The organism is Shimia sp. R9_1 (assembly GCF_017743775.1).
In the GTDB taxonomy this organism is placed as follows: Bacteria; Pseudomonadota; Alphaproteobacteria; order Rhodobacterales; family Rhodobacteraceae; genus Shimia.
Window position 1 is genome coordinate 921,867 of record NZ_JAGHRN010000001.1, and the last position, 26,226, is coordinate 948,092.

The 26,226-nt window shown below is 55.3% G+C and carries 23 protein-coding genes; 3 read left to right on the forward strand and 20 right to left on the reverse strand.

Going from position 1 to position 26,226, the window contains the following annotated elements; all coding sequences use genetic code 11:
- Positions 1 to 28: 28 nt before the first annotated feature.
- From J7399_RS04390 to J7399_RS04425, 8 genes are all read right to left on the reverse strand, one after another.
- Entirely contained in the window at positions 29 to 1,978 is a 1,950-nt protein-coding gene (locus J7399_RS04390; RefSeq protein ID WP_209084331.1) for a cation:proton antiporter, read from the reverse strand.
- Positions 1,975 to 2,577, reverse strand: a complete 603-nt coding sequence (locus J7399_RS04395) for an NAD(P)H-dependent oxidoreductase (RefSeq protein WP_209084333.1) — start codon at positions 2,575 to 2,577, stop codon at positions 1,975 to 1,977. The genes J7399_RS04390 and J7399_RS04395 overlap by 4 nt, the downstream gene beginning before the upstream one ends.
- A gap of 160 nt (positions 2,578 to 2,737) precedes the next feature.
- Positions 2,738 to 3,961 carry an NADH:ubiquinone reductase (Na(+)-transporting) subunit F gene (gene nqrF / locus J7399_RS04400; RefSeq protein WP_209084335.1) on the reverse strand — a complete coding sequence of 408 codons (1,224 nt, stop codon included), beginning with the start codon at positions 3,959 to 3,961 and terminating at the stop codon, positions 2,738 to 2,740.
- A 13-nt stretch (positions 3,962 to 3,974) separates the two neighbouring features.
- Complete coding sequence (nqrE, locus tag J7399_RS04405) at positions 3,975 to 4,583, reverse strand: NADH:ubiquinone reductase (Na(+)-transporting) subunit E (protein ID WP_209065093.1); 609 nt, start codon at positions 4,581 to 4,583, stop codon at positions 3,975 to 3,977.
- Positions 4,583 to 5,236 (reverse strand): NADH:ubiquinone reductase (Na(+)-transporting) subunit D, encoded by a 654-nt coding sequence (locus J7399_RS04410; RefSeq protein ID WP_209078689.1) that lies wholly within the window; start codon positions 5,234 to 5,236, stop codon positions 4,583 to 4,585. The genes nqrE and J7399_RS04410 overlap by 1 nt, the downstream gene beginning before the upstream one ends.
- On the reverse strand, positions 5,236 to 6,045 hold the full coding sequence (locus J7399_RS04415; RefSeq protein ID WP_209084337.1) for a Na(+)-translocating NADH-quinone reductase subunit C: 810 nt from the start codon (positions 6,043 to 6,045) through the stop codon (positions 5,236 to 5,238). The genes J7399_RS04410 and J7399_RS04415 overlap by 1 nt, the downstream gene beginning before the upstream one ends.
- The gene (locus J7399_RS04420; RefSeq protein WP_209084338.1) at positions 6,038 to 7,237 is read right to left on the reverse strand and encodes an NADH:ubiquinone reductase (Na(+)-transporting) subunit B; all 1,200 of its coding nucleotides are present in this window, start codon (positions 7,235 to 7,237) and stop codon (positions 6,038 to 6,040) included. The genes J7399_RS04415 and J7399_RS04420 overlap by 8 nt, the downstream gene beginning before the upstream one ends.
- A gap of 2 nt (positions 7,238 to 7,239) precedes the next feature.
- Positions 7,240 to 8,583, reverse strand: coding sequence for a Na(+)-translocating NADH-quinone reductase subunit A (locus J7399_RS04425; protein ID WP_209084339.1), 1,344 nt, complete (start codon positions 8,581 to 8,583; stop codon positions 7,240 to 7,242).
- On the opposite strand from J7399_RS04425, the gene J7399_RS04430 reads away from it, so the two are divergent.
- The 3 genes from J7399_RS04430 (at position 8,575) to J7399_RS04440 (ending at position 10,942) form a co-directional block, all read left to right on the forward strand.
- Positions 8,575 to 9,834, forward strand: coding sequence for an FAD:protein FMN transferase (locus J7399_RS04430; protein WP_247742717.1), 1,260 nt, complete (start codon positions 8,575 to 8,577; stop codon positions 9,832 to 9,834). The two genes, J7399_RS04425 and J7399_RS04430, sit on opposite strands and share 9 nt — an antisense overlap.
- A gap of 14 nt (positions 9,835 to 9,848) precedes the next feature.
- Entirely contained in the window at positions 9,849 to 10,097 is a 249-nt protein-coding gene (gene nqrM / locus J7399_RS04435; RefSeq protein ID WP_209065098.1) for a (Na+)-NQR maturation NqrM, read from the forward strand.
- A gap of 323 nt (positions 10,098 to 10,420) precedes the next feature.
- Complete coding sequence (locus J7399_RS04440) at positions 10,421 to 10,942, forward strand: CBS domain-containing protein (RefSeq protein ID WP_209084340.1); 522 nt, start codon at positions 10,421 to 10,423, stop codon at positions 10,940 to 10,942.
- A gap of 5 nt (positions 10,943 to 10,947) precedes the next feature.
- On the opposite strand, the gene J7399_RS04445 is transcribed toward J7399_RS04440, so the two are convergent.
- From J7399_RS04445 to J7399_RS04500, 12 genes are all read right to left on the reverse strand, one after another.
- Positions 10,948 to 12,099: an ABC transporter permease gene (locus J7399_RS04445; RefSeq protein WP_209084341.1), complete on the reverse strand. Its 1,152-nt coding sequence runs from the start codon at positions 12,097 to 12,099 to the stop codon at positions 10,948 to 10,950.
- Positions 12,096 to 13,286, reverse strand: coding sequence for an ABC transporter permease (locus tag J7399_RS04450; RefSeq protein WP_209084342.1), 1,191 nt, complete (start codon positions 13,284 to 13,286; stop codon positions 12,096 to 12,098). The genes J7399_RS04445 and J7399_RS04450 overlap by 4 nt, the downstream gene beginning before the upstream one ends.
- 3 nt (positions 13,287 to 13,289) lie before the next feature.
- On the reverse strand, positions 13,290 to 14,267 hold the full coding sequence (locus tag J7399_RS04455; protein WP_209084343.1) for an efflux RND transporter periplasmic adaptor subunit: 978 nt from the start codon (positions 14,265 to 14,267) through the stop codon (positions 13,290 to 13,292).
- A gap of 489 nt (positions 14,268 to 14,756) precedes the next feature.
- Positions 14,757 to 15,506, reverse strand: coding sequence for a hypothetical protein (locus J7399_RS04460; protein WP_209084345.1), 750 nt, complete (start codon positions 15,504 to 15,506; stop codon positions 14,757 to 14,759).
- A 29-nt stretch (positions 15,507 to 15,535) separates the two neighbouring features.
- Positions 15,536 to 15,895: a hypothetical protein gene (locus J7399_RS04465; protein ID WP_209078680.1), complete on the reverse strand. Its 360-nt coding sequence runs from the start codon at positions 15,893 to 15,895 to the stop codon at positions 15,536 to 15,538.
- A 66-nt stretch (positions 15,896 to 15,961) separates the two neighbouring features.
- Positions 15,962 to 16,915 (reverse strand): dynamin family protein, encoded by a 954-nt coding sequence (locus J7399_RS04470; protein WP_209084347.1) that lies wholly within the window; start codon positions 16,913 to 16,915, stop codon positions 15,962 to 15,964.
- Positions 16,912 to 19,002 (reverse strand): dynamin family protein, encoded by a 2,091-nt coding sequence (locus tag J7399_RS04475; RefSeq protein WP_209084349.1) that lies wholly within the window; start codon positions 19,000 to 19,002, stop codon positions 16,912 to 16,914. Before J7399_RS04475 ends, J7399_RS04470 begins: the two co-directional genes overlap by 4 nt.
- Positions 18,999 to 20,195, reverse strand: a complete 1,197-nt coding sequence (locus J7399_RS04480; protein WP_209084351.1) for a hypothetical protein — start codon at positions 20,193 to 20,195, stop codon at positions 18,999 to 19,001. The genes J7399_RS04475 and J7399_RS04480 overlap by 4 nt, the downstream gene beginning before the upstream one ends.
- Entirely contained in the window at positions 20,192 to 21,151 is a 960-nt protein-coding gene (locus J7399_RS04485; protein WP_209084353.1) for a protein phosphatase 2C domain-containing protein, read from the reverse strand. The genes J7399_RS04480 and J7399_RS04485 overlap by 4 nt, the downstream gene beginning before the upstream one ends.
- The gene (locus J7399_RS20910) at positions 21,135 to 22,364 is read right to left on the reverse strand and encodes an FHA domain-containing protein (RefSeq protein ID WP_247742719.1); all 1,230 of its coding nucleotides are present in this window, start codon (positions 22,362 to 22,364) and stop codon (positions 21,135 to 21,137) included. The genes J7399_RS04485 and J7399_RS20910 overlap by 17 nt, the downstream gene beginning before the upstream one ends.
- Positions 22,365 to 22,375: 11 nt before the next feature.
- Positions 22,376 to 23,683: a serine/threonine-protein kinase gene (locus J7399_RS04495; protein ID WP_209084355.1), complete on the reverse strand. Its 1,308-nt coding sequence runs from the start codon at positions 23,681 to 23,683 to the stop codon at positions 22,376 to 22,378.
- Positions 23,684 to 23,973: 290 nt separating this feature from the next.
- Positions 23,974 to 26,124, reverse strand: a complete 2,151-nt coding sequence (locus tag J7399_RS04500) for a S8 family peptidase (RefSeq protein ID WP_209084357.1) — start codon at positions 26,122 to 26,124, stop codon at positions 23,974 to 23,976.
- Between the last annotated feature and the right edge of the window lie 102 nt (positions 26,125 to 26,226).

Genomic DNA, 26,226 nt, shown 5'->3' on the forward strand with positions numbered 1-26,226 from the left:
CCCTGAAGGAAAACTGCCTTAGCCAAATTTATCGCCCCTGTTCCGGTTCATCTTTCTTCAGGTTCGCCGGTGGCGGCACCCACCCGTCCGAGGCTTGAACCCCAAAACCTGTGCTGGCATTGCGCAGCTCTTCTTCCATCTGCTCATTCAGCTCACGCGCCAAGGCTACAAACTCAGGATTGTCCCCTGCCCGCACCCCCGGTTTATGAACAGAAGCAGTGTCGACAAGCAGTTTCCTGTCAGCCTTGGTGAACCTTCGCGCTAAGCGCTCCGCTTGGTAAGGATGAATCCCAAGAGCTTCATAGGCTGAGCGCCCGGCCCGCACCGCGCTGTCAAACGTTTCCCGCACAATGTCATTTGCACCGGCCTGGTACAGGTCATAGACATGCTCCCGGTCGACCGCACGCGCTACGATATGCACATGCGGGTGATGGCGCGACACATACTCCACCAGATGCGTAATTTGCTCTTTACCGTCGATGGCCACAACCAGCATTTTCGCGTCATCAATACCCGCAGCATGCAGCATGTCCGGCCGGGTGCCGTCACCAAAAAACACTTTGGTGCCAAACCGGCGAACCATTTCAAGTTGCGTTGCGGAGTAGTCCACCAGCACGGGCTGCTCGCCGATCTGCCGCAGCATACGCGCTACCACGCCACCGAAGCGGCCATAGCCGACAACAATAATGGGGCTGCTGTGATCAATCTCGTCTGCCTCAGCCTCTTGGTCATGGGCAAACTTAGACGCAACCACCCGATCGTAGAAAATGAACAACGCCGGCGTCAGCAGCATGGAGAGTGTCACCACAAGCAATGCAATCTGGGCGATCTCCTGAGGCAGCACATTGTTGGCAACAGTGAAACTCAACAGCACAAAGCCAAATTCACCCGCCTGAGCGAGCCCCAAGGTGAAAAGCCAGCGATCAGCCCCTTGCAGCTTAAAGATCAGGGTCAAAACGTAGAGAACCAAGGCTTTGATCAGCATCACACCAAGCGTGATGCCCACCACCATCCAGAGGTTCTCAGCAAGCAAACTGAAGTTGATCGCCGCCCCGACGGTCATAAAAAATAGCCCCAGAAGAAGCCCTCGAAATGGATCGATGTCGCTTTCCAATTCGTGTCTGTATTCGCTGTTCGCCAGAACCACGCCTGCCAAGAAAGTGCCCAATGCAGGTGATAGCCCGACGAGGCTCATCAACAGAGCAATGCCAATCACCAGAGCGAGCGTGGTTGCCACAAACACCTCACGCAGATTTGCCAGCGCCACAAAGCGGAACAAAGGGCGTGTCAGAAAGCTACCGATCACGCCAATTGAGCCTATTGCAGCCAAAGTGATCAGACCTACCTGCCAGCCCGGACGTCCATCGACCAAACTAATCGCTGCATGGCCTTCGCCATGCTCATCCCCATGTCCCCCATTGTGCCCGCCGCCATGGGTCACATCGGCACCGTGCTCTGCCAATTCCGGCAACGCCAAGAGTGGCAACAGAGCCAGCATTGGGATCACGGCAATGTCTTGAAACAACAGCACTTGGAATGAAGATTTCCCGCCCTGTGCCTGCATCAAGCCCTTTTCGTTGAGGGTCTGCAAAACGATGGCCGTAGAGGACAACGCAAAAACCATTCCAAGCGTCAATGCAACGGTGGGCTGCAGCCCAAAAAGCATCGCGATTGCTGCGATCAATGCAATGCTCAACCCCACTTGCAAGCCGCCAAGCCCTAACAGGCGCCGCCGCATGGCCCAAAGCATCTTCGGATCAAGCTCCAAGCCCACCAAAAACAACATCATCACCACGCCAAATTCGGCAAAATGCTGGATCTCAATGATGTCCACATCAAGCCAATGGAGAATGGGAGAAATCGCAATACCTGCCAACAGGTAGCCCAAGACAGATCCCAATCCAAGCTTGGACGCCAAAGGCACAGCAATGACGCCTGCAATCAGAATGACGGTGGCTAGCAACAAGAAGCTGGTCATTGGATCACCTCATTCAGGTTTTCGGCTTGTACCACGTCGAGCGCATTGGCCGCTTCAAACGACACTTGGTCGTCGCGCAACGCGACCAACCAGCGTCGCCACCCTTCTGCATGGGGGCTTAATCCGTGCACCTCGCGCTTGGCCAAAGCGCCGTAAAGCACAAAGGGCGAAAGGAATTGCATATGGCACAGTCGTGCCGTTTGCTCCATCGGCGTCAGCAAAGTGCGCAGGCCAAAACCGTTATAGCCATCTGCTCCGTAGGCGTCCTCTGGCGCGCCGCAGGTGATACCCATCGACCAGATTTTACCCGCCAGTTTGTCTCCGCCCGTTCCATAGGCGAACCCATGTTCCAGCACCAAATCCTGCCATTCCTTGATGATCGAGGGCGTAGAGTACCAAAACAAAGGATATTGAAAGAGGATAACATCGCTGCGAAGCAGCCTCTCCTGCTCCGCCGCTACATCGATATCAAACCGAGGATACTTGGCGTAAAGATCGACAAATTCGATGCCTTCCACTGACTGAGTTGCGGCATTCATAGCCTTGTTTGCCATCGAATGCTGCGCCCCCGGATGCGCCTGATAGACCAATACGCGCATATTCGGCGCCTCCCCACGTCAATGCTGTTACGCCACATTGCCACCGCTTGTGGTCAAGACCAACCCAACACAGTCCGCCGAATGCCGAATTCAGTTTTCTCCACACAAAGAAAAACGCCGTCCCAAGGGACGGCGTTTTTGATGTCTCATAGCGTTTGGCTTAGCCACCGAAGTCATCAAGCATGATGTCTTCGCGATCCACACCTAGATCCAACAGCATATTGATCACGGATTGGTTCATGATGGGCGGACCACACATGTAGAACTCACAATCCTCAGGTGCTGGGTGGTTCTTGAGGTATTCTTCAAACAGAACGTTGTGAATGAAGCCAGTGTAGCCCTTCCAATCATCCTCAGGCAGAGCATCAGAGAGCGCCACGTGCCATTCGAAGTTATCAAACTCCTCAGCCAAACCGTCGAAGTCCTCAACAAAGAACATCTCGCGCTTGGAACGTGCACCGTACCAGAATGTGATCTTACGATCGCGGTTTTCCAGACGCTTGAGCTGGTCGAAGATGTGGCTCCGCATTGGGGCCATACCCGCACCACCACCGATGAAGACCATCTCTTTGTTGGTATCACGTGCGAAGAACTCACCAAACGGACCCGAAATCGTCACCTTGTCACCTGGCTTCAGGTTGAAGATGTAAGATGACATCTGACCCGGAGGGATGCCTTGGCTGCCCGGAGGTGGCGAGGCCACACGCACGTTCAGCATGATGAGGCCTTTTTCATCCGGGTAGTTTGCCATGGAGTAAGCACGTTCGATTGGCTCGCTCACCGTGGATTCATACTGCCACAGGTTAAACTTGTCCCAATCTTCGTGGTACTCTTCTTCAATCGCGAAGTCTTTGTAAGATAGCTTGTGCGCCGGCGCTTCGATCTGAATATAACCACCTGCGCGGAAGTTCACATCTTCGCCTTCTGGCAGTTCCAGAACGAGGTTCTTGATGAAGGTCGCAACGTTTTCGTTGGAGCGCACAGTACACTCCCACTTTTTCACGCCGAACACCTCTTCAGGCACTTCGATGTTCATGTCCTGCTTCACAGCCACCTGACACGACAGGCGATCACCGCAAGCCGCTTCACGTTTGGTGATGTGGCTTTCCTCGGTTGGCAAGATCGAACCGCCGCCGGAGTGAATGCGCACACGGCACTGAGCACAGGTACCACCACCACCACAGGCAGAAGGAACGAACAGTTTCTGTTCCGCCAGCGTTTGCAGCAGCTTGCCACCCGCAGGAACAGAGATCGTTTTCTCGCCGTTGATTGTGATGTTCACATCACCGGTAGACACGAGCTTGGAGCGCGCGGCCAAAATGATGGTCACAAGCGCCAGAACGATCAGCGTGAAAAGAATGACGCCTAGTGTAAATGTTTCCATGTCCTTTTCCCCTTCAGAGTTTCACGCCGGAGAAGGACATGAAGGCCAAAGCCATCAGACCTGCGGTGATGAAGGTAATCCCAAGGCCTTGCAGACCGTCAGGAATATCGGAGTACTTCAGCTTCTCGCGCACACCCGCCATCGCAGTGATCGCCAGTGCCCAACCAAAGCCGGAAGACAGACCGTATGTGGTGGCTTCGGCAAAGTTGTAGTCACGTTCCACCATGAAGAGCGAGCCACCGAGGATGGCGCAGTTCACGGTGATCAGTGGCAAGAACACACCCAGCGCGTTGTAGAGCGGTGGAAAGAACTTATCGAGCACCATTTCCAGGATCTGAACCATCGCCGCAATCACGCCGATGTAGCAGATCAGACCCAGGAAGGTCAGGTCCACATTCGGGAAGCCCGCCCATGCCAGCGCACCAGGCGCCAGCAGGTATGTCAGAAGCAGGTTGTTGGTTGGCACCGTGATAGCCTGCACAAGCATCACAGAAATACCCAGACCAAGCGCGGTCGAAATCTTCTTAGACACGGCGATAAAGGTACACATGCCAAGGAAGAAAGAGAGCGCAAGGTTCTCAACAAAGACGGCCTTTACGGCCAGAGAGAGAAGCCCTTCCATTAGTGGCCCTCCACAACTTGAATTTTGTATTCACGCTCTTCCACCTGTTCCGGCTTCCAGCTGCGGACAGCCCAGATCAGCAAGCCGATGATGAAGAACGCCGAAGGTGGCAGCAGCAGCATACCGTTAGGCACATACCAGCCACCGTTGTTCACGGTCGGCAGGATGGTGACACCAAACAGGCTACCCGCGCCGAACAGTTCGCGAATGAAGCCAACAACCAGCAGCAAAGCGCCATAGCCAAGCCCGTTACCCGCGCCATCGATGAAACTATCGATAGGCGTGTTTTTCATTGCGAAAGCTTCCGCGCGGCCCATCACGATACAGTTGGTGATGATCAGGCCCACGAACACCGAAAGTGTCTTGGACACGTCATAGGCGTAGGCTTTGAGCACCTGGTCCACGATGATCACGAGCGATGCGATGATCACCATCTGCACGATGATACGAATCGAGCCCGGGATCTGGTTGCGCAGCACCGAGATGAACATGGAGCTGAACGCGGTTACAGAGGTCACCGCCAGCGCCATCACAAAGGCCACCTGCAGCGAGGAGGTCACGGCGAGGGCAGAACAAATACCCAGAACCTGAAGCGTGATCGGGTTGTTGTCGACCAACGGGTCGATCAGAAGGTCTCTCTTGGTTTGCGCCATCAGATCTCTCCTGCTTTGAGGTTTTCAAGGAACGGTGCGAAGCCAGCTTCCCCCATCCAGAAGCGCACGAGGTTGTCCACACCAACCGAAGTCAGTGTCGCACCTGCGAGTGCATCTACATGGTGATCGGCACCCGCAGCCGAGGCAGATTTTGCAACTGTGATCTGCAGCTCACCCGCGTCATCAGCCAGCTTTTTGCCGTTCCACAGCGATTTCCAGCGTGGGTTGTCCACCTCGGCGCCAAGGCCAGGGGTTTCCGCGTGGCTGTAGAACTGCAGACCAAAGATGTCGTTGCCGTTCTCTTCCAGCGCGATGAAGCCATAAAGTGTCGACCACAGGCCATACCCATGGATCGGCAGGATCACCTTATCGAGCGAGCCATCGTCGTTGCGCAGCAGATAAACTGTCACGAACTTGGATTGGCGGCCAATGCCCGCGGGGTCATCGCTAAGCGCCACAGAAAGTTCTGGGTCCGAAGCAGCAGCGCGATCGTCAAAAGTCGCGGCATCAAACGCTTCGGTGAAGGTGCCAGTTTCCAGCTCCAGAACATGGGGCTCAAACACGCTGAAACCTTCCAGCACATCCATACCCGGCTCATAGAGACCCGCCACCTGAAGAACGTTGGCTTGTTTGTCCTTGAGCTTGTTTTGCTCCTGCAGCGGACGCAGCGCAACGGAGACCGCAGATACGATCATCGAAGCCACCAGACACAGGGTCACAGCGATAAAGACTGTTTTACCTACGCTATCAGGCGGTGCCGCGAGGAAGCGTGCAATCGCGCCTTTGTTTTCGTTGGAAGCGTCAGACATGTTGACGGGCCCTCCGTTTGATATTGGCCTGCACAACGAAGTAGTCGATCAGAGGCGCAAAAACGTTACCGAATAGGATTGCGAGCATCATGCCTTCTGGGAAGGCCGGGTTGATCACACGGATCATAACCACCATGAAGCCGATGAGCGCACCGTAGATATAGCGGCCAACATTGGTGTGGCTGGCAGAAACCGGCTCGGTCACCATGAACACCATGCCAAAGGCAAAACCGCCCACAACAAAGTGCCAGTACCAAGGCATCGCAAACATCGGGTTGGTATCAGAGCCAATCAGGTTCAGAAGCAGCGAGAAGCCGATCATTCCGCCCATGCAGCCCACAACCAGACGCCAGTTGGCAATCTTAGTGATCAGCAGGAACGCCAGACCAATCAGACACGCCAGCGCAGATGTTTCACCGATGGAGCCCTGAACGGTGCCCACAAACGAGTTCATCCAGTTCATGCCCTGCGCGGCCAGTTGGTCGTAACCCTGAGAAGCAGAAACAGACAGGGCTGTCGCGCCGGAGAAGCCATCAACCGGGGTCCAGATCGTGTCACCGGACATATTGGCCGGATAGGCGAAGTAGAGGAACGCACGCCCTGTCAGTGCAGGGTTCAGGAAGTTCTTACCTGTACCGCCGAACACTTCTTTGCCGATCACCACACCAAAGGAAATCCCGAGGGCCACCTGCCAAAGCGGAGCAGACGGCGGCATGATCAGCGCAAACAGCATGGAGCTGACGAGGAAGCCTTCGTTCACTTCGTGGCCGCGAACAGTCGCGAAAATCACTTCCCAGATACCACCCACGACCAATGTCGTGATGTAGATCGGCAGGAAGTACAGCAAACCATGCGCAAAGTTGGCCAGCGGATTGCTCGCGTCAAAACCAATGCCCAGTGCAGAGATGATGCCCGCGCGCCAACCGGAAGGCTCGAAGGTTCCGTAAGCGGAGTTGACCTGCAGACCGACGTTATAAAGCCCCATGATGATGCATGGGATGGTCGCGATCACCACATAGGTCATGATCCGCTTCATATCCACATAAGAACGTGCATGCGGCGCAGCAGTCGTGACAGTCTTAGGCGTGTAGATGAAGCTTTCCACCATCTCATAGAGAGGGAAATACTTCTCGTACTTACCGCCTTTCACAAAATTCGGTTCGATCCGATCAAAGAAGTTACGCAACCCCATTATCAGCCCTCCCGTTCGATTTTGGTCAGGCTGTCACGCAGCGCTTCACCGTATTCGTATTTCGCAGGGCACGCGAAGCCGACCAGACCAAGGTCTTCTTCGTCCAGCTCCAGCGCACCCAATTTCTGCGCTTCATCGGTGTCCATCACCAGCAGAGCACGCAGAAGCTGTGTTGGCAGGTAGTCCTGCGGCATCAACTCTTCAAAAGTACCCAGTGGCACCATCGCGCGACGACCACCGTTCAGGTTGGACGTCAGCGGGTAGAGCTTCTTGGAGAAAGCAGATCCCAGAACCGGCAAGAAAGAGAACTTGCTTGGCATTGGGCGAATCCAGCCCATTGGAGTCTGCTTATGATCTTCCTCGATGATCGTGACCTGGCGCGCGTAGCGGCCAAGGAAGGCCTCGACGCTTTCGCCTGCATAACCGCTCAGGATCGAGCCGGAGACCAAACGCACAGGCGCGTCACCGGCGATCTCGCCTTCGGTGAGCTCTGTCAGCGAGGCACCCTCAATCGTGCGTACAAGACGCGGAGTTTTGCTCAGCGGACCGGTCAGCGCGATCACGCGCGACGAATCGATCTTGCCAGTCTCCAGCAGGCGGCCAATGGCGATCACATCGTGATAGCCGATGGTCCAGACAGTCTTGGATGCGCTGGGTGGCTCAAGAAAGTGCATGTGCGTTCCTGCCAGACCGGCCGGGTGCGGACCGGAGAAGGTCGCAACGGTCACACCAGCAACATCGGCACCAGAAATCTGCGCACCATTGGCGTGACACAGATAGGTTTTACCATCTGTCAGTGCAGTAATTGCGGCCAGACCTTTGGCAAAGGCTTCACCAGCATCTGCAATCACAACAGCAGGGTCGCCAGCCAAAGGCTCTGTGTCCATCGCATTGACATAGATCGCTGCAGGCTGCGCGTCGCTCGCTGGAACCTTGGAGTAAGGCCGTGTCCGGAAAGAGGTCCAGAGGCCCGCGGCACACAGGCGTTCAACCAGACCTTCGCGTGTGGCGACATCGCCAACAGCCGAGAAGTCCATCGGTTCTGCAGCGGATGCATCAACCTCGATCTCAACGCTGAGCAACACTCGGCGCGGACCGCGGTTGATCGCCTTCACACGACCAGAAACCGGTGAAACCACTTTGGCTTCCGGCGAATCTTTATGCGCCATGATCGGCGCTCCTGCAGCCACAACGTCGCCTTCTGCGACGGCAATGCGTGGCTTCAATCCTATATAGTCGGCCCCGAGGACAGCCACGGAATTGACCGCCGCTCCCTCATGTATTCCTTCGCCGGGAGCCCCGGTGACTGGAAGATTCAGGCCTTTTCGTAGCGCAAAATGCTGCACGCCAATGTCATCCTGTCGTTGCTGGTTAGTGTTGCGAATGTCGCGACTGATTGCGGCTGCGTATACGCGGAGTCTCGCCAGACAGCCAGTGCAATTCGACCATTTTTCTATTGTTTCTCGTCCCTCAGAGCAATAATGTCCCGCCGACAAAAAAAAGAGCTCGTTTTTGCCGCAATGCGTCATCGACGACACGTCTCATACCTCCAAGCTCACAACGAAGTGTTAGCAATGCCCTCTCTTTCTCGTCGCAGTTTCATTTTTATGGCGCTGGCCGTTGCGGCATGTAAGCGCGGGGCTGCAGATATTCTGCTCAGCGGGCAGACTATGGGGACAAGCTATTCAATTGTCGGCGTGAATTCTTCCGGCATCGTCGAAGCAGAACTCAAAGACGCAATCGACAAGACCTTATTGGATGTCGACACCAAGATGTCCAATTGGAACAGCGCATCAGAGGTCTCCACAATCAACGCGCACGCCCTTAAAACACCGCTGCCACTCTCTCGGGACATGGCATCGCTTTTAGAGGCGGCACACAGCGTGCACGCAGCGAGCGAAGGTCAGTTTGATATTACACTTGGTCCTTTGATTGATCTCTGGGGATTCGGCGCGGCGCGCCCTCCCGGGATCATCCCGGCAGATGCCGAGATCACCGCCGCCATGCGCAGCGTAGGTCAAAAGGAGATGCTGCAAGTCAAAGACGGCCAACTTTACAAAGGCCACCCTGACGCAGCCATGTATCTCTCGGCCATTGGCAAAGGATTTGGCGTAGACCGCCTTGGCGATACACTCGCGCAGTTTGGGCTCACCAACTACATGGTCGAAATTGGCGGCGACATCGTCACATCAGGTACCAACGCGCAAGGCCAGCCCTGGCAGATCGCCATCGAAACACCTGACGCACTTGCCCGCAGCATTCATCAAGTGGTTGGTGTGGCAGACCTGGGCATGGCCACATCAGGCGACTACCGCAATTATTTTGAAAAAGACGGCGTTCGCTATTCCCACATCATCGACCGGAACACGGGACGTCCTGTCACCCACGCAACTGCATCAGTGACGGTGCTCGCGGAAAACGCGATGTTGGCAGATGCTTGGGCGACCGCTTTGCTTGCACTTGGCCAAGAGCGTGGCCTTGATGTCGCAGAAAAACACAAGATCGCAGCTTTGTTTATTGAACGTTCAGCAAAGACAGACCATGTAACCTTCAACGCGACGCCGAGCACAGAGTTCGACGCCATCATCGCTGGCTAAAAGGCACTACTCTTATGGAAACTTTCCTCTTCGCATTTGTTCTTTTGATGCTCGTCACGCTGGGCATGTCCCTTGGCGTGATCATGATGGGCCGCACGATCAAAGGCTCCTGCGGCGGGTTGAACGCCATCAGCGGTGCGGACAAATGCGTGGTTTGCAGCAAGGATATTGATCCAGACAGCCCCTTGCGTGAGCGCCTTCAGTGCCCACGCGCGCGCAAAATGCTTGAGCAGATGGAAACTGAGAAAACTGCTGACAGCTAAGCGCTTGGCAAAGATCGCCCCCCAAAGCCGCACACCATGTGCGGCTTTTTTGTGGCCAGCTTAGCCTGTGGAGACTGGCAGCAAAGCCACCAGTAGCAGGCAGGACGCAGCAACAAGGCCGAATAGCCAAAGCTGCCACCTTGGCCCCTCTTCTTTCCAAACACGCCGATAGCGGTGCCCCGCCAAACAGGCGAGCACAAACAGAACCGTTGCAACAACGGGCGAAAGAATCAAATCAGGCAAAGAAAAGTCCCCAAAACGCGGATCTTGCGTATAGGCTGGTGGCATATCGTTAGAATATTGAACACGCAAGGAGCCCAAACATGCCAAGTTCCTATCAGGCCCCAAACCGCCAATCCGAAGAAAAACAGCGGACGCTCAGCCAGACCGCAAGCACGAATACCTCGGCCACTACGGCCACCGTGCAAATGGTGCTCGACCAAAAAGGCAAAGACGTCTTCTCGATCCGTCCGCAAGACACTTTGGGAGCAACGGTAAAGGTCCTGAAAGAGCGCCGCATTGGTGCTTTGCTCGTGACTGATGCGAATGGCACGTTGATCGGCATTTTATCTGAGCGCGACATCGTCCGCAAACTCGCGGAAACACCCGGCCAGACGCTTCCACAAAAGGTCGAAGACGTGATGACCACCGATGTCCAGACCTGCACGATTGACGACTCGCTGGTCGACGTTCTGCGGCGCATGACAGAAGGCCGTTTTCGCCACATGCCGGTGATGGACCAGACCGGTCTGGCCGGAATGGTCACCATCGGGGATGTGGTCAATTACCGTCTGGTAGAGCTGGAACACGAAGCGCTCCAACTCAAACAGCTTATCGTTGGCTGATACGCCTACGGAGCCTGCGTATCAGCGGATTTAAGGTGGTTCCCCTGCCCTTTGGGGAACTGCCGATCGTGTAAAACATACGCGATACACCAATACCCAACAGCCAACGCCAATTGCAGACGGATGGTTGGCAGTACGTCCTGAACAGACGCCCCCATCTGATCGACACGCAAGAAAGCATCAATCGCTGACGTTGATGGCACAATATGGGCGGCCCAGGCGATCCACCAAGGAATGCTCTCCATCGGCCAGGCAACACCGGCAATGAAGAAAAGCGGCATTCCCTGCACGACAAGGAAGAAGACCACGCTTTCTCGATTTCGGATCAAATGGGTCAACGCGAATCCCATAGCATTCACCGCAATCAAAAAGGGGACCGCGACGGCAAACAGCGTCCAGAGGTTGCCAATCCAGGGAATGCCATAGATCGCAGGCAATGCCAGCTGCGTCACAACGATCCAAACAAGATACAAAAGTATATAGGCGGCAGGAGTCGCAACTCGCTGGATACCGGGGCGGGCCGGTTGGCCGGCGTGCATGATGGCGATGCCCATCAACAGGGTCTGCTGCAAAATCAGAACGAATGCTGCTGGCACAACATAGCTGCCAAAACCGCCTTGCGGATTGAAGAGCGCCACAGATGTCTGATTAATCGGCGAAATAAGCGTCTGTGCCGCATCCGTATCCAATCCTGCGAATGTCAGCCTCTGCTGTCGAATTTCAGCGCCGAGGCTTTGCGCTGCGTTGTTCGCCGCAGCCACAAATGCTCCATAGATCAAAAAGTAGCCACCATCGCCATAAACGGCCACCGGCGCATTTTGCCCTTTCAGAAGATCATGCTCAAATGACGGAGGCACAATCACAACACCATAAGCCTGGCGATCAAAGAACATTGCCTCTGCCACAGGCAGCCCGTCGACTGTGGCAATGATATCGACGCTATCGCTGTTGTGTATCCGGCGCAAAAACTCACGGCTCGCGGTGGATCCGTCCTGATCAACCGCCACAATCGGCACATCGCGCACCACTTCGCCTCGATAAGGCTGCGGGTACAGGCAAGCATAAATTAGAATGGACACCACCATGGTCATCCGGGCGCCCTTGTTTGCGAAAAGTCGCTTAAGGGCATCCATCATAGCCAACACAAACATCTTCATGTGGCAGCCTCCTTGGACGGCTCAGCACGCGAAGCTTTGCGCTTTAGCAGTAACAGCGCCAATCCGCCGTACACCAGCATTTGTAGCGCCAACCATCCCAAGGTTGGAAGCGACGTCTCAATTGGGGTTCCGCGCAAAACCTGATCGACCCGCAATTGCAGATATGGAATCAAGGGCAGCAAACCGCCCCAGGCCCAGGCAAAGTTGTTCATCATAATGCGTGGAAAGCTGATCCCGGCGAAACCAAAGGCAGGGCCAGTCATGACGCCGGTCATGCCAAGTGCAGCAACCGTATCGCCAGCAACCGTCGCAATGAATGCCCCCAAGCAAAGGGAACTTGCGATGAACAGCAATGAGTACGCCACATGCAGCAGCATACTCCCCTGAAACGGGGCATCAAAGTGGCCAAATAGAATGGCGTCGCCAAAGATGAGCGTCAGCAAAAACGCCAATAGGTAAGGTGTCAGTTTGCCCGCCAAAGCAGGCAGCGCCGAGCCTCCCAAACGCACCAAATTCCGCGCGCCATTGTGCTGTTGAAGATCCCGCGCGACATTCAGCGCGGCTCCCGCGCTGATAAAAATCAAAAGAACCGTCGGCATAAGCGCCGCAAGCAGAAACTGAGTGTAATCCAGCGCCGGGTTGAACAGCGGGCTTTGTTGCAAGGGGATTGGGCGAATAGCTTCAAGCGCCGCCTCTTGGGTCAAGCCATTGCTTGTCAACACACGCACTGAGACACCGGCGGAAAAGGTAGAAAGCGCTTGCCGCGTTGCGCGGGAGACAATGCCACCAATCGTCAAAAGCTGATTGTTATAGAAGGTAACGACTTCTGGCTGACGCGCGCTCTGCAAATCTCTCTCCATGTTTTCGGGAAAGAGGATGACCGCATAGACATCGCCGCGAATGATCGCCTGTTTGCCTTCTGCCAGGTTTGCCAACTGCAGTGTCACCGTGACATCCGGTGTTGCATCCACCATACGGATCGCCTGTCGCGACAACGACGTACCATCGTTGTCGACAACAGCCACCGACAGATCACGCGGCAACCCCGCGGAAAAAACCACGGATAACAGCAGCATCAGAAACAAGGGGAACGGCCCCAGCATAAACGCCAGGTTGGGGCGTGCCTGTATCCGTCTGAGTTCTCTGCGAAAAACGCGCCAGAAACCGGCAGGGAGTGAGCGAGCCATCGCTCAGCGTCTCTTCCAGGCAATCAGCGCACTCATGCCAGGGCGCAGCTCCAAATCACGCTCAATCGGCTCCAGACGAATAGAGAACGTACGCAGATCAAAATCACCCGTGGCTTTGGTCGCGCGCCAGTTTGCATAATTGCCCTCGGCATTGACGGCAGTGACCTTCGCGGGGATCACACGGTTGTTGAGTGCTGGGATTTGAACATCGAGCTCCTGCCCAACGGTGAGGCCGTTCAACAAGTCTTCGCGCAGGTTAAAGGTGAACCAGGCATTATCAATATCCACAATCGACATCAAAATCGCACCGGAAGAGAACAGTTCGCCAGGTTCGGCAAGACGCGCGGTGACTTGCCCGTTGATCGGCGCATAAATGGTCAGTTCCGCAATATCCGTCTTTGTGCGCGACACACTTGCATCCGCCTGCAGAACTTGCGCCTCTGCTGCCGCTTTCTGCTCCACGCTATTGCCGTTTTGCGCAAGGCGCAGATTGGCCTCTGTGGCCAGAACATTCTGCTTTGCGGCACTTAGAGTATTAGATGCCTCATCAAGGCGCTGAATAGACGCCGTGGAATGCTCTGTAAGCTGACGGATACGTTCATAGACTTTCTCGGCGAGCACCAGATCGGCTTTCGCACGCTCAAACTCGGCTGCACGTGCATCAATCGTCTCTGGCCGGGTGGCAAAGATAAGATCACGATTCGCGACCGCCACACGCTGTGCAGCCTGTGCACTGGCAAGCGACGCTTCAAGCTGGGGGCTGTTCAAAACAACCAAGACATCTCCGGCAACAACACGGTCACCAAAGTCAGCGTTCACCTCTGCGACACGGCCGGAAACCTTCCCCGCCAAATCGATGCGCGTGGCCTCAACTTCACCCTGCACCACCAAGGCGGCAGGCCCCTGCGTCTCATAGTAAAAATAACCGCCAATGGCGGCCGCAAGGATTAGAAAAACGGCAAGAAGTTTTTTTACCGACATGTGATCGTTCCGTCTGTGTTTGCTGCCCCCTGAGTAGCAAACCACTCAACGAACCTATGAAAGAGGCTACCGCATGCTCGGGAAGCCTGAAATTAGAGCCCCGATCATCCACGTGGCAGGAAGAGAGAGAGAGGGTACGTGGATAATCGGGGCGCGGAAGTAAAAATGCTACTACCGCAAAGGCGAATTTGGGAAGCTGGTTGAAACGCCCCTATTTTTAAGGCGATTATAACGAGACACGGCAGATCATTTTAGCTCCGCTACGTCGCTCGCTAAGATCAACAGCATTCTGTGTTGGTACACTCCTTCAAACGAATGCCGTTCGATCCGGCTCAGATCCCCACTTTAGGTTACAGCAAATATGGGCAATTCCATTCACACCGCACATGATTAGGACGGACAAGAGATTAGCACTTTCGGACAGAGCAACTGTGAGATTCGGACCGAACAGAGGTCACCAAATCAAGACACCAGCTCTTCACCGCAGCCCTATGACGTGGCTGCTACGAACGCGCGCCAAAGTTCAAATATCGCGGCACGGTGACTGGCGCGACATACGACACCCAAGTTGCCTTCAGGCGTTTCAAGGAGAACAAGCACACGATCGTCCGCAATAGACAACATATTAAGGGTCGCATTCGCAGGTTTCCAGAGCTTTTGTTGGATGGTGTTTTCTGAAGCGCGCGTGAGACATTGGTCAATCAGTCCAAGATCTTCGGGGTTACCACCTTCGATTGGCTGCCCAGATATAGGAGCGACATCACGCCAAGACAGAGCCATAGCTTTTAGCTTGTCTCTGAGTGTCTCCAAGACTTGCCTCTGCCCGACTGGTGCAATCTCCTCATGCAAGACTTTCAAAAGTGACGCATGCGACCAAGAGCGGTCTGTTTCGGGCAGCTCCGGGCTGCGCTCAACGATCTCAAACTTCAGCGTAGCACATCCCGCGAAAGCTTTACTCAACAGCTCGATTACCGCCGCGCCATTGGCATCTTCCAATTGCGGGCCAACGCCCTCGAGATCAACAAGGTGGCGGTTGCTCACGGTCAGAAGCACCCGCACATTTTGCTCTTTCCCAAACACAGCGATGCGACGTGCGAGAACCGTTTCACCTATCTCAGCGACAATTGCCGCCAAAAGATCTTGAGTGCTTTCAAAGGCATGCCACGTGCCATAGTACCCGTCCCGATCTTGTGCAAACAATCGGATCGCATCGGCAAAGCCATCGTCGACTTGACTCACCTCGGCCTTATGCCCCTTCCGCGCGGCCATCATGACGGGACCGTCAAAGAAGTAAGCACCTTACGCCCCATAGCCACGACCTGATCAGGGTCGCTCTCTAGGCCACAAACAAAACACAACAAATCGGACGTGCCCGCCGCATCACGCATAAAAATACGCATGTCCTCGGGCGACAATGCAAACGCGTCTTCCGGAATGGAAACGCCCTCACCCGACAACAGATCAAAGCTCTGCGCTGCCTGGATGCAGAGCTGATCAAGCGTTTCACGCCGCACATCAGGTTGGTGAGAGGCCTTGAGCACAAGGCGTGTTTTTAGGTCCGCGAAAGCCACCACACGGCATCCTGGAATTTCTGCGCGTAACACATCAATTTGTGCTGCAATATTCACGCTTGTCGCCCACCTTTCCTCTCACACGACGCACCCGAGACAGTTGATCTTCCCCCGCCAAACAAATCAGTGATCCTCCAATGGCGTGACCACGCTCAAGGGCGGCAGCTCCTTTGGCGGCGCTGGCGGTCGCTCTGGGTTGCTGATTTTCGGGCGCACGCGGCGTGGCACAACACGGTTTTGCGACACAGCTTCTGCGGTTGCCTGCTCTTCGTCTGGCGCATCCTCAATCGCCAGATCAGCATCGAGCGGATGTTCTTCATACTGCAGCTCACCGCCCGAGTGGACTTCACCCCCCAAATCTCCCTCTGATTGTGTCAACGCCACCAACGCTTGCACGATTTGCGCCACCAAATCGGCGCCACCGCTTGCTTTCCAGGCCTCTTCATCCTGTCCTGCATTTACTGCGTCCAATGTCGCAATCGGGAGTATGGCTGCAAAAAGTCCTTCCGTTTCCGCATTGAGCCGCGCGAGAACCCGCGCTCGGTCACGCTCGGCACGCAATTTGTCATACTGTGTGACCACCAGATAGTTCGGCCCTTTTACGGCAGCGGAAACCTGCTCCCACAACGCGGCTTCCGACTGTCTCCAAGCCTGCGTTGCATGGGTACACCAAAGGACGCAATCTACCTCGTCCAGCAAACCCATCCAGTCTTCGTGCTTCATGTTTGGATCGGAAATCCCGGGGATATCGATCAAGTCACAAAGCTGTAGAATGTCCGCATCCATTGCCAGTTGGATCAAGCGCGTCCCTTCAACCGGCGCTTCCGCAAACCCTTCCACTTCGAGGGCTTCTGAGGAGCCATCTTCAAGAATACGGGTCGCTGCATCAGTACCAAAAGTCACCCAAACGGGCGGAACGCGTGTCGCCGTAATACGCACAGGCATAGGCTCTCCACCAAGAAGGAGATTCATCAGCGTGCTCTTACCGGCACTGAATTCACCCATCAAAGCAATCCGTGGCTTACGGTGAGCCACACCTGCAGGGTTGGCCACATGGTCGGAGTTCGGTTGTGTCATGCGTGGTGTCCTTCAAGCCCAATCCTGCTTTTATCTCGCAATTCCTCGAATTCCGTTATCAGCCGCTCAAGTTTTTCGCGTTTCTGGCCCTCTTCTCCACTGTGGAACAGCTTCTGCAAGTCACCACCGCGAGGGTCCACGCTAATTTCCTTCATGATGTCCCGGTGTTGCGCAAAGAAATCTTGCAAGGTGACCGCTGCCATCTCGCGCACTTGAGCCGTTTGAATTTCCTTGGACTGGCGCATGAAATCCTCAGTCTCGCGTGCAATGAGGTTCTGGAACCGCTTGGCAAAGGCCTTGTAGCCGCGGATGCGGTTCCACCAGGAAATCCACCAGCCATCATTGAAATCAAGCGCGATGGTTTGACCAAACGCAACCGGCGCAGGCATGTTTGGTAGGGCTGGTGGCGCCATCTGTATGCCCTGCACTGCGCTACCAAACGCATCGGCATAGAGCATAGCAATATCCGTCATGGCCGCCTCAAACCGCCCCTCAGACGCAGATCGTACGTTCGCACCAAACACGGTGTAAGCAGATCTCAACAACATCCGCAGTCCAACCGGGTCGTAGTCCCAGACGATATGATTGCCATAGTTTTCCAAGTGGCTCAGGAGAGATCGCAAGGCCCGGTCTATAAATTTGGCATGGGCTCGGTCTGCTCTCATATGAAACTCAGCTATCGCCGCACCCAACTCCTTCTGAAACGCATCGGCATGGAAGGCCGCGAGTTTTTCAAAGGCCTGAATGGCATCATATGTCGTCAGCGTTTGCGCACGACTCCCGTCGCTTGAGATATTGACCATGCCAGCCGCCATTTGGCTGGTGGCAATCGTCAGCGCGGCACCTGTTGTTTTCTCCAGAAACGGCACGCCCTGCTCTTCCAATATCCGCTCAGAAACGGCACGAAACAGCGCGCTCACACCTGAAAGTTCCCACACCATTTCATTGGGATCAGTCTGGCTGTATTGCGGGTCAAGCGCGACTTCGGCCCACTCAAACAGCGCCCGGCTCGACACCTCAGGCATACCCTCAATGCTGCCGGTCAACACCTTGTTGGCCCAATAAGCGCTGCCAAAGAGAATTTGTGCGTCATCTGGCCCTTGCTTGTCGCGCAGCGTTTGCCGGATGCTCGCTTCGATCTCCGGGATCTGCTGTGCAGGATTGGAGAGTTCGTCAATGCGGTTCACAAAGATCAGAACATTGCGCGATTTAAGGTTCGAAATCAGGCGGATGAGGCCCATGTCCACGGATGTCAGAGCCTGCCCCGCAGACAATACAACCACGCACATCTTGCTGTCGCGAATAGCTTGAATGGTGACCTGCTCACGCATCATAAAGGTGTCATTCACACCTGGTGTATCCCGCAGGCACAAGGGCACCGGCACGGTTTCACAATTCAGGAACAGATCAGCAGAGGAGACAATGTCAGCAAAGCGCCCTTGCTCAGCCTGCGCGTCATCTTCTACGCCAAAGTCATCTCCCATAACGATATAACGCTCGAGCAGATTTTTGTCGAAATAGCCGTAGTCATGGGTTTCCCCAAGCAGCAAATCAAACTTCTTCCCAAGACGGTTTTGCGCTTTGCTCCGCACCTTCTCGATTTGCTCGCCGATCTTTTTGAGCTCACTCTCTGCACCCGCACGGCTGGCCATCTCGCCAATCCGTCCGCCCTGATTGAGGAGTCGGTCCCAATCCGTTTCCTTCATGAAACGAAAGGACGCACCGGTTTCAGATGGTTTGGAAGCTGGTTTCAAATGCAACGACGTTACAACAGAGGTCCAGGGGTTCACATCAGACGGCAGTAGATCGGACCAGCCCGCCAAAGCATTGACCAGCGTTGTTTTGCCGGATTTGACCTGCCCTAACACAGTGATCGTAGGTTCGAACCCGGCTATATCTTTACGCAAACGCTCCACCGCACGCGTCGCGTTATCTCCGGTCATTTGCGACAAGTCTCTCAGCAGCTCATCCAAAGCGCCAAGATTTGCACCGAAATTCTCCAGCGTTTCCAAGCCAGATCGCAGGTCTACAAGCCGTTTTGGAGCGCGCACCTCAGTTTCAGGGGCCTGTCTCAGTTGAACGTTCATGCCTGCGTCCTCGCTCCGATTTCTTTTTTCAGCTGCAACATCAAGAAGATCGCATCCTCGGCAGCGGTTGGACCTTGCTCCACTTGCAACAACATCAGCATGTCTTCCCCATCTCTCGCGTCATCAAGCAGAGACGCAAAATCAGCGCTTTGCCCGACCTGAGGTTCCAATGTCCCCACAATCTCACGCACCGCATTTGTGCATTGCTGCAGCACGATCTTGGCATCTGGCGTCTTGCCTTCATCCAGCTCTGCCATGAGACCCTTTGCAAAAGAGACCAGTTGCCCCTGCAACTGCTCCAGCATCTCTGCCTGCTGTTCAGCCACCGGATCTAAAATCTCGATTGAGCGGGTCGGCGCGTCAAACGAGGCCTTGGCTGAGTTCCCATTTTCAGACGCCAATTGCGCAAGCAACAAAGCCGCACGATCCAACTCGGCCGCTCTGCCGGAATTCACCTGCGCCTGAACCGCATTAAACAAATCTTTCCCGCCTGACGCTTCCCAAAGCTCCGGCTGTTCGCTTTCAGGCATTCGTGCTGTCAGTCCGTGCAGCGCGGCGACAGGATAGAGGCCAAGGAATTCATCCTCGGTGACGGCTTCGAGATCCGCAATTTTCTGGGCCAGATCACCTTTCATGATCTGACGGTCCGCTTTCGTAAGAGCGAGCACACTATGATCTTTGACCGCATCCGGCGCCTTTGCCCAAATGCCTTGCTCCGTCTCATCAAAAGCCTCACTGCACCAGACAAACACCTGGCCTTTTTGCAACGCATAATCGAACAAATCCGCCTGTTTACTGACGTCTTCTGGCAGGCTCACTTCACAAAAACTGTGTGTTTTTAGCAGCGAGTGCGGAACGGTGGCGATCAGACGGCGCACATCCCTCTGATGTGCTTGGTTACTTTCTAAGGGCTGTACCATGCCATCATGCCATTCCACCGAAAATTGCGCGGTGTCTCCATAAGACACTTCGGTCACCAACGCCTGTGGCAATCCAACCAACAGATCCTCACCCAGCATCATATTCACAACAGAAGATTTTCCGCTACCAGGTCTTCCGAGCAGCACAACGCGCACCGCATCGGATAGATGATCGATCAGTTGGGCGCCGATGGCTTGATGCCGTCCAGCAATGCGGCCCTGATCAAGCGCTTCACGCAACTCCTGTACAACGCGTTGCTGTTGACCCCTCATGCGTTTCTCACTTTCCGCGAAAGACTTAAGACAGTGTGGACACGGCCAGCGCGCGCCGTTCGGTCGATATGCATGACTTCGCTGGCCACTTGGCTCTCATCTTCTGAGCGGTCCTCAACAGCACATACCTCAGCATCTTCATCAGGTTTGCGCGCAAGCATGGCCTCGCGGCTTTGCACCTTGATCAAACAAATTGAGAGATTGTCCTGTTCAGGATCTCCAGCTGCATGAACAGCCTGCATAAGAGCCGCGCCGACCTGCTGGCTGGAGGCATCGCTTTGATCGCTCAATACCTCACTGATTTCCTTCTCTGTCAGGGAGAGAAGCCCATCGCTGGCAGCCAGCAGTATGTCCCCTTCCTGCAATCGCATCGGCTCAGTGCGGTAGTCGACCTTGGCAATTTGCCCGCCAGACATCACCGAAATCAGGCAGCTGCGGTCTGGGTGGTTCAGAGCTTCTTCCAATGGGATGACACCACGCGCATGAAGCTCATCGATTTGCGCCGCGTAGGAGTGATCTTCATTCAGCCGGAAAAGCCGCCCGCCTCTGAACAAAAACAGAGGCGAATCCCCAATCGACACCCAATACAGACGATTTCCAAAGAGGATCGGCGCCACAAGGGTTGCCCCCATCCCGCGCGCGTTCGGATTCTCTTTTTCATAGAGCCGAATGCAGTCATTGGCGCCCGCCACTGCGACCTGCAAGGCATCGCCAATATTGGCCTCAAGCGCCTCCGGATTTTCAGCGAGCATTTTCAGCTCGCTAAACAGTTCCGTGACCACGATGCCGCTGGCCACATCGCCTGACGCATGGCCTCCCATCCCATCAGAAAGCACCGCAAAGCCTAGAGGCGACCCAAGAGGAAAATCGGCAATCACCGCATCCTCTTGGCGCTCCCGCTTACCGATGTTCAGACCGGTTACGACATCAAAGCAAACATCATCCAAATTGGGCATGTCCGGGAGCTTCCATATCTTGGCCCACCCAAGAGAAATCTTCGCCACACAGCGCCACAAAGCGGAGTGTGGTTTCGCCGATGCGGATCACGCTGTTGGTCGCCAAATCTTCTGTGCTCAGAACAGGACGACCGTTCAGACGCACCAGATTGGCCTTGCCGCCATGCCCAAAAAAGAACCGGCGTTGCTCGCCATCAAAAGCAATGGCCGCATGGTTTTCGCGAGAGATCGTATTGTCGCCAAAATCCAATCGGACCGTCTGGCCTTCGCCACGACCGATTTGTGTCAGCCCGTCAAACAAAGCAAAAGAAGCGCCTCTCCCGGGGCCATCGACCACGACAAGCCATCCAACCGGGAATTGCGCCTGCACCGCCGGGGCTGCTTCACGCGATTGGCTCATGGGATCATGAACTGTGCTTTGTGGACCGCTAAATCCAAGCAAGCGAGTTTTAACACGACCTTTGGAGCCGCGACCGCCACTGGCGCGATGCGCAGTCACCGAAGCCTGCAAGGGAGCCATTTCCGGAGACGGCTTCTGCTCAGAAACACTTGGGACCTCCTGCGTTCTTCCAGCGTCCTGAGAACGCTCAAGCGAGTGGCGAACCATAGCAGGCTTTTCTGCCAGTGGTTCCGCGATGTGTGACGCGACAGCTTCCGGAGCTTTCTGCTGTACGCGCACTGGCTCTTCTTCCGCAGGCTGGGTAAACGACGGTGTCGGCGCAGTCGACGGTTTCTGCGCCGCCCAATTGAACGCATCGGCCTCAACCAATTTAGGCATCTCGCTTGGCTGCGAAACGCTATCTTCAACATCGGGAAAAACGTCAGGCTCAACGGTTTCAGGGCTCAAACCTGCTGAACCCCCTTCCATAACGGGCCCGGCCTCCTGAGGCTCCTGTGCCGGGGTCTGGACACTTCCTTGAACCATAGAAGATTGCGGGCCCAGCGCATCAGCAATGGATGAGAAATCAATAGAAGGCTCCTCCGTGGGAGCCTCGAACTCATCTGCCGCTGGAGTCGCCTCAGGGACATCAAAAAAGGCGCCATGTTCCAGCTCGGCCTCCGTTGAGGACAACTCTTCTTCCACCAACTCCGGCTCTGGTGAGAGGTCAGTGCGATCCTCTTCTCTCAAGCGCAGCGGATAGCGCAGTGCTGAGGCATCACCACCGCTGGCGGCCTGCGTCTTTTCATTGATGATATCTCGAATGAACCTCATGTGCTGTTCCTTCACGTTTGGAGAATACGGGTTTCGGGGACGTCATGGCGTGCTCTGAAGCGGTCGCAGAAACGGTGGAACAAAGAGACTTTGCCTGACCTATTCCTTGGAGCTTTCCGGCCGCCAGCAGCGGCAGTCAGCATATCGCCATGTTTCAACGGCGCTTCGGACGGTCGCGCGCGCGCACTGCATAGTCTGTCTTGCTCAGCCAGATAGGCCTCAACGTCCTCTATCGGATCGCCAAAAACATCGACATACTGCTTTTGCTTCTGAGGTTTCGGCGCTATCGGCTGGTCGATCTTCCGCTGCGCTTTGAGCGCTTGCGGCAAGCCAGGTTGCAGCACGCGATTTGTATCACTCACGAGATCTTTGATGACCCCAACCACTGCAGGGTCAAACGCGGCCAAAGGTTTGGGAACCGGCCCATCCATCACACGGATCCAGTCATCCGCGCTCCGAAGACGCTCTGTAGCGTCCAAAGTCAAAGCACGATCCGTTGCGATCAACAGCCGAATATCCAGATCAGAGTTTGTCGTTTCCAATGCCGCGTAAGGATCACCCTGATCGGCTTCGATCATCTCAACCCGGGTCTGCGCATCCGGCGGGGGATCTCCCACAAACATCAGATGACAGAGCGCCCCCAGCGAATAAATGTCGCTATAGGAGCCCTGACTACCCTCTGCCGTATAGAACTCTGGCGGGGAATAGCCGTCCTTCACCGCCAACATCCGGCGCTTTTGCCCGTCTTCGTGTTCACTAGAAGCATAGGCCGCACCAAAATCGATCAAGGTGACTTGGCCTGTCTCGCTGAGAATGAGATTGTCTGGCGCTATGTCGCGATGCAAAATGCCTCGATCATGCAAATACCGAAGCGCGTCTAAAACCTGTCGCAAAACGCTGTCGATGGTGCTCCGGGTCAACCGCCCAGGTGCCCGTTCGACCAAATCCAGCAGGTCAACGCCCTCCACAAAATCCATTGCGGTATAAGCCGTGCCGTTTTCGGCAAAGGTCTGGTGGACGCCGACGATACCTGGATGATCGAGTTCCGCGAGACGTAAGGCCTCTCCTTGAAACTGTTCCAAAATGGCGCTGAAATACGGGGCATCCTGCGCCTCAAACGGCTGCACGAAGATGCCATTTCGTCCACAAATCTGAGACGGGAAACACTCTTTGATAACCACCGTGCGGTTCAGGCTGTCATGCGCCAAGTAAGTAAGCCCAAAGCCCCCCTGACCAAGCGGGCGAATGATCTTGTACTGACCACGCAGTAACTCGGTGCCTGACGCCAACGCAGCATATATTTCTTCAGCGTCGTGCATGCACGCTCATCCCCTTGGCTCCTATGGCTGTTGGCTCAGAAATGCGAGTGCAGATCCCCACCGACAGGGCCAAGTTGTGAACGAAATGTGTTTTGATCGTGTCATCACCGCGCAATGGGTGTGACACTCCATTCAGGTTTGATGCGAATATTTAGAGGCTGGCCCGAAGATCCCTCAAGGGGAGAGTGCGCCCCTTGCAGTCGCACTCAAAGGCGGAACTCACAAAAGGGAGCATTAACAAACACCTAATTCGGCTAATAAAGTCGTATCAACCGCAAGTCACAGCTTCTTTAGAAGCGCGTTCTGAACCCGAACAAAATGGCCGTTTCACGCTCCCCAGCGATGTTGCCCCGATTCTGAGCATGCGCGAGTGATACCCCAAAATTCGTATGATCGGTGAGCGGCCGCACATAGTTCAGCGCGATCCGCATTTCGCGCTCTTCTGGTGCCAAATCAATCGCAACACTTCGGGTCGAGGCAACACCATTGGCGGACAGCACCGGCAAAGCAACAGAGGTGGAGCCAGATGAAATCGCCGCAGGCAACGACACCGCCACACTCAGCCGGTCATTGTGTGCCCACACCCCATGATGTGACAACCTGAGCGCTCCGGCATTCATAAGAACATCCGCAGCTTGACCAAGGCCAGAGTTCTCCTCGCCCAAGGCATAGCCGAACTCAAAACTAAGCTGCGCCGCCTCAGTGATATCCGCGGACAAGGCCATATCGACTGCAAAGATCGAAGAGTTGGTACCGCCATTCCAGTCCGACAGGAGGGTTGCGGTGTCATCACCGTAGGTCGCACTGACGTGCAAGCTGGCAAGGCCCAGATCAAACCCGCGCGTGACGCCAAACCCCATATTGTCTTGGCCGTCGCCGGTCGACTGGAAAAGCCGAATGTCGAGGTCTGTGTTGTTTGTGAAGAGCGGGATGCTGCGCCGATCTCCGAAGAACGCAGCGCCACCAGACTGGCGCGTCTCGATCCGGTCAAAAGCTGCGATGTCAGCGAGCGAAAACAGCGGTGCCGACTGGCGCTCCGCCACGAATTGCGCAGCGTTTACCACAAAGTTGGCAGACAACGCATCGCGGCTGACAAGGTCGACATTGCGAAGTGCCCGTGACACCGCATCCCCGCTCGCGCCACCCGCCACAACGAGGGGCTTATCCATATTTAAGACCGTGCCGTTCCCTGTCGTGACGGTGGATTGTCCAATCGGCAAAAGCGCTGCGCCAACATTGAGAAACCCGTGTCCCCATTCGCTGCTATAGGCGTGCTCAAAACCGGGGACCAGTTCCACGGTGCCATCTTGGGAAAAGCCGTCAAACTCGTTGTCGGCGGTGGCGAGCAGCCGAACACGCAGCTCTTTGTTTGTCATAGTTGGAAAGGCTTCTGCCAAAAGCGCCAGTGCCCCTGCTACGGTTGGCGCAGCAAAAGAAGTTCCTGTGCCAAACCCATAGCTGCTGGTTGAATTCGCATTGGCTCCTGTCCAACTGCCGTTGGCAGAAATACACCAGGCTGCAGCTTCAAGGCAGGCTCCCGACACGCGCTCTGCTGCCACGATGTCGTCTCCATTCAAGACGGGAACGCCGTTGACCACTGCGATCCAGCTGTCCTGCAACGTAGGCTCAAAAATAGGCAGCCCTGGAAGCAAACCTACATTTGAAATTGTCGAGTCATTGGAGATCGCAAACAACACAATCCCGTCTTGGGCATAGCGCGACAACGCATCCACGTAGTCAGACCCCGCTGACGTGCTCACAAGACTATTGTAGTTCGATAGGCTCGCGCGACGGCTGGCAAATCCCCAGGAATTGTTCAGGGCGACCGCACGCGCGCTACGGGCGGCATTTGCTGTCTCGGTCAGTTGCTCAAATGTATCGAAGCTCCCGAAGATCGCAGCAGCCTCAGGTGCAACGCCAATCATATCTGAGGAATTCCCTGTGGCGACCGACGCCACAAACGTCCCGTGATCGTCCACAGACAGGCTGGATCCTGTCGTTATCGATTTGCCGGAGAAGGCCTCATGTGAGGTCAGGAACCCATTGTCTGAGAAGGCGATGATCTGGCCTGCCCCGGTGAGCCCGGCGGCATGAGCATAGTGAATGCCTGCCGTCTCTATAGGATTGCCTTTCAACTCAACGTCGATACCCGCATCCAGGCGGTTGTTGCCATTCCGATCTACATATACGCCCGCCGGAGCATTTTGCAGGCGGTAACGTGCATCGCGGGTCAAAAGCCGATTGGCAGTGCCGCGCACCGCGTCCAAATTATCAATGAAGGACGCAAGCAATGTCGGGTTGTTTGTGAAGGGGAGCGAAGCGCCAGATCCCGCACTTCCCCCGCCACTGGTGCTCGAGGAGTCGTCCTCTCCGCCACCACATCCGGCCACGAGTGCCGGTAGCAAAGCAAATGCGATCAGTTTGGACGTGGATAGTTTCACTTTGCTCGACCTTCAGTTCAGTAAAATCTGCCGCGCAACAATGCGCCAAAAAAGCTAGCCAATGTTTAAACAGAAATACAATCTTAAGCTGATCATAAATCT

Bases quoted from the DNA above. Each gene is read 5' to 3' on its own strand.
- J7399_RS04470 (WP_209084347.1), bottom strand. From the start codon at position 16,915: ATGACACAACCGAACTCCGACCATGTGGCCAACCCTGCAGGTGTGGCT.
- J7399_RS04420 (WP_209084338.1), bottom strand. From the start codon at position 7,237: ATGGGGTTGCGTAACTTCTTTGATCGGATCGAACCGAATTTTGTGAAA.
- J7399_RS04430 (WP_247742717.1), top strand. From the start codon at position 8,575: ATGCTGCACGCCAATGTCATCCTGTCGTTGCTGGTTAGTGTTGCGAAT.
- J7399_RS04480 (WP_209084351.1), bottom strand. From the start codon at position 20,195: ATGAGGGGTCAACAGCAACGCGTTGTACAGGAGTTGCGTGAAGCGCTT.
- J7399_RS20910 (WP_247742719.1), bottom strand. From the start codon at position 22,364: ATGAGGTTCATTCGAGATATCATCAATGAAAAGACGCAGGCCGCCAGC.
- J7399_RS04410 (WP_209078689.1), bottom strand. From the start codon at position 5,236: ATGGCGCAAACCAAGAGAGACCTTCTGATCGACCCGTTGGTCGACAAC.
- nqrE (WP_209065093.1), bottom strand. From the start codon at position 4,583: ATGGAAGGGCTTCTCTCTCTGGCCGTAAAGGCCGTCTTTGTTGAGAAC.
- J7399_RS04495 (WP_209084355.1), bottom strand. From the start codon at position 23,683: ATGCACGACGCTGAAGAAATATATGCTGCGTTGGCGTCAGGCACCGAG.
- J7399_RS04475 (WP_209084349.1), bottom strand. From the start codon at position 19,002: ATGAACGTTCAACTGAGACAGGCCCCTGAAACTGAGGTGCGCGCTCCA.
- J7399_RS04415 (WP_209084337.1), bottom strand. From the start codon at position 6,045: ATGTCTGACGCTTCCAACGAAAACAAAGGCGCGATTGCACGCTTCCTC.
- J7399_RS04455 (WP_209084343.1), bottom strand. From the start codon at position 14,267: ATGTCGGTAAAAAAACTTCTTGCCGTTTTTCTAATCCTTGCGGCCGCC.
- J7399_RS04440 (WP_209084340.1), top strand. From the start codon at position 10,421: ATGCCAAGTTCCTATCAGGCCCCAAACCGCCAATCCGAAGAAAAACAG.
- nqrM (WP_209065098.1), top strand. From the start codon at position 9,849: ATGGAAACTTTCCTCTTCGCATTTGTTCTTTTGATGCTCGTCACGCTG.
- J7399_RS04450 (WP_209084342.1), bottom strand. From the start codon at position 13,286: ATGGCTCGCTCACTCCCTGCCGGTTTCTGGCGCGTTTTTCGCAGAGAA.
- J7399_RS04485 (WP_209084353.1), bottom strand. From the start codon at position 21,151: ATGCCCAATTTGGATGATGTTTGCTTTGATGTCGTAACCGGTCTGAAC.
- nqrF (WP_209084335.1), bottom strand. From the start codon at position 3,961: ATGGAAACATTTACACTAGGCGTCATTCTTTTCACGCTGATCGTTCTG.
- J7399_RS04390 (WP_209084331.1), bottom strand. From the start codon at position 1,978: ATGACCAGCTTCTTGTTGCTAGCCACCGTCATTCTGATTGCAGGCGTC.
- J7399_RS04445 (WP_209084341.1), bottom strand. From the start codon at position 12,099: ATGAAGATGTTTGTGTTGGCTATGATGGATGCCCTTAAGCGACTTTTC.
- J7399_RS04395 (WP_209084333.1), bottom strand. From the start codon at position 2,577: ATGCGCGTATTGGTCTATCAGGCGCATCCGGGGGCGCAGCATTCGATG.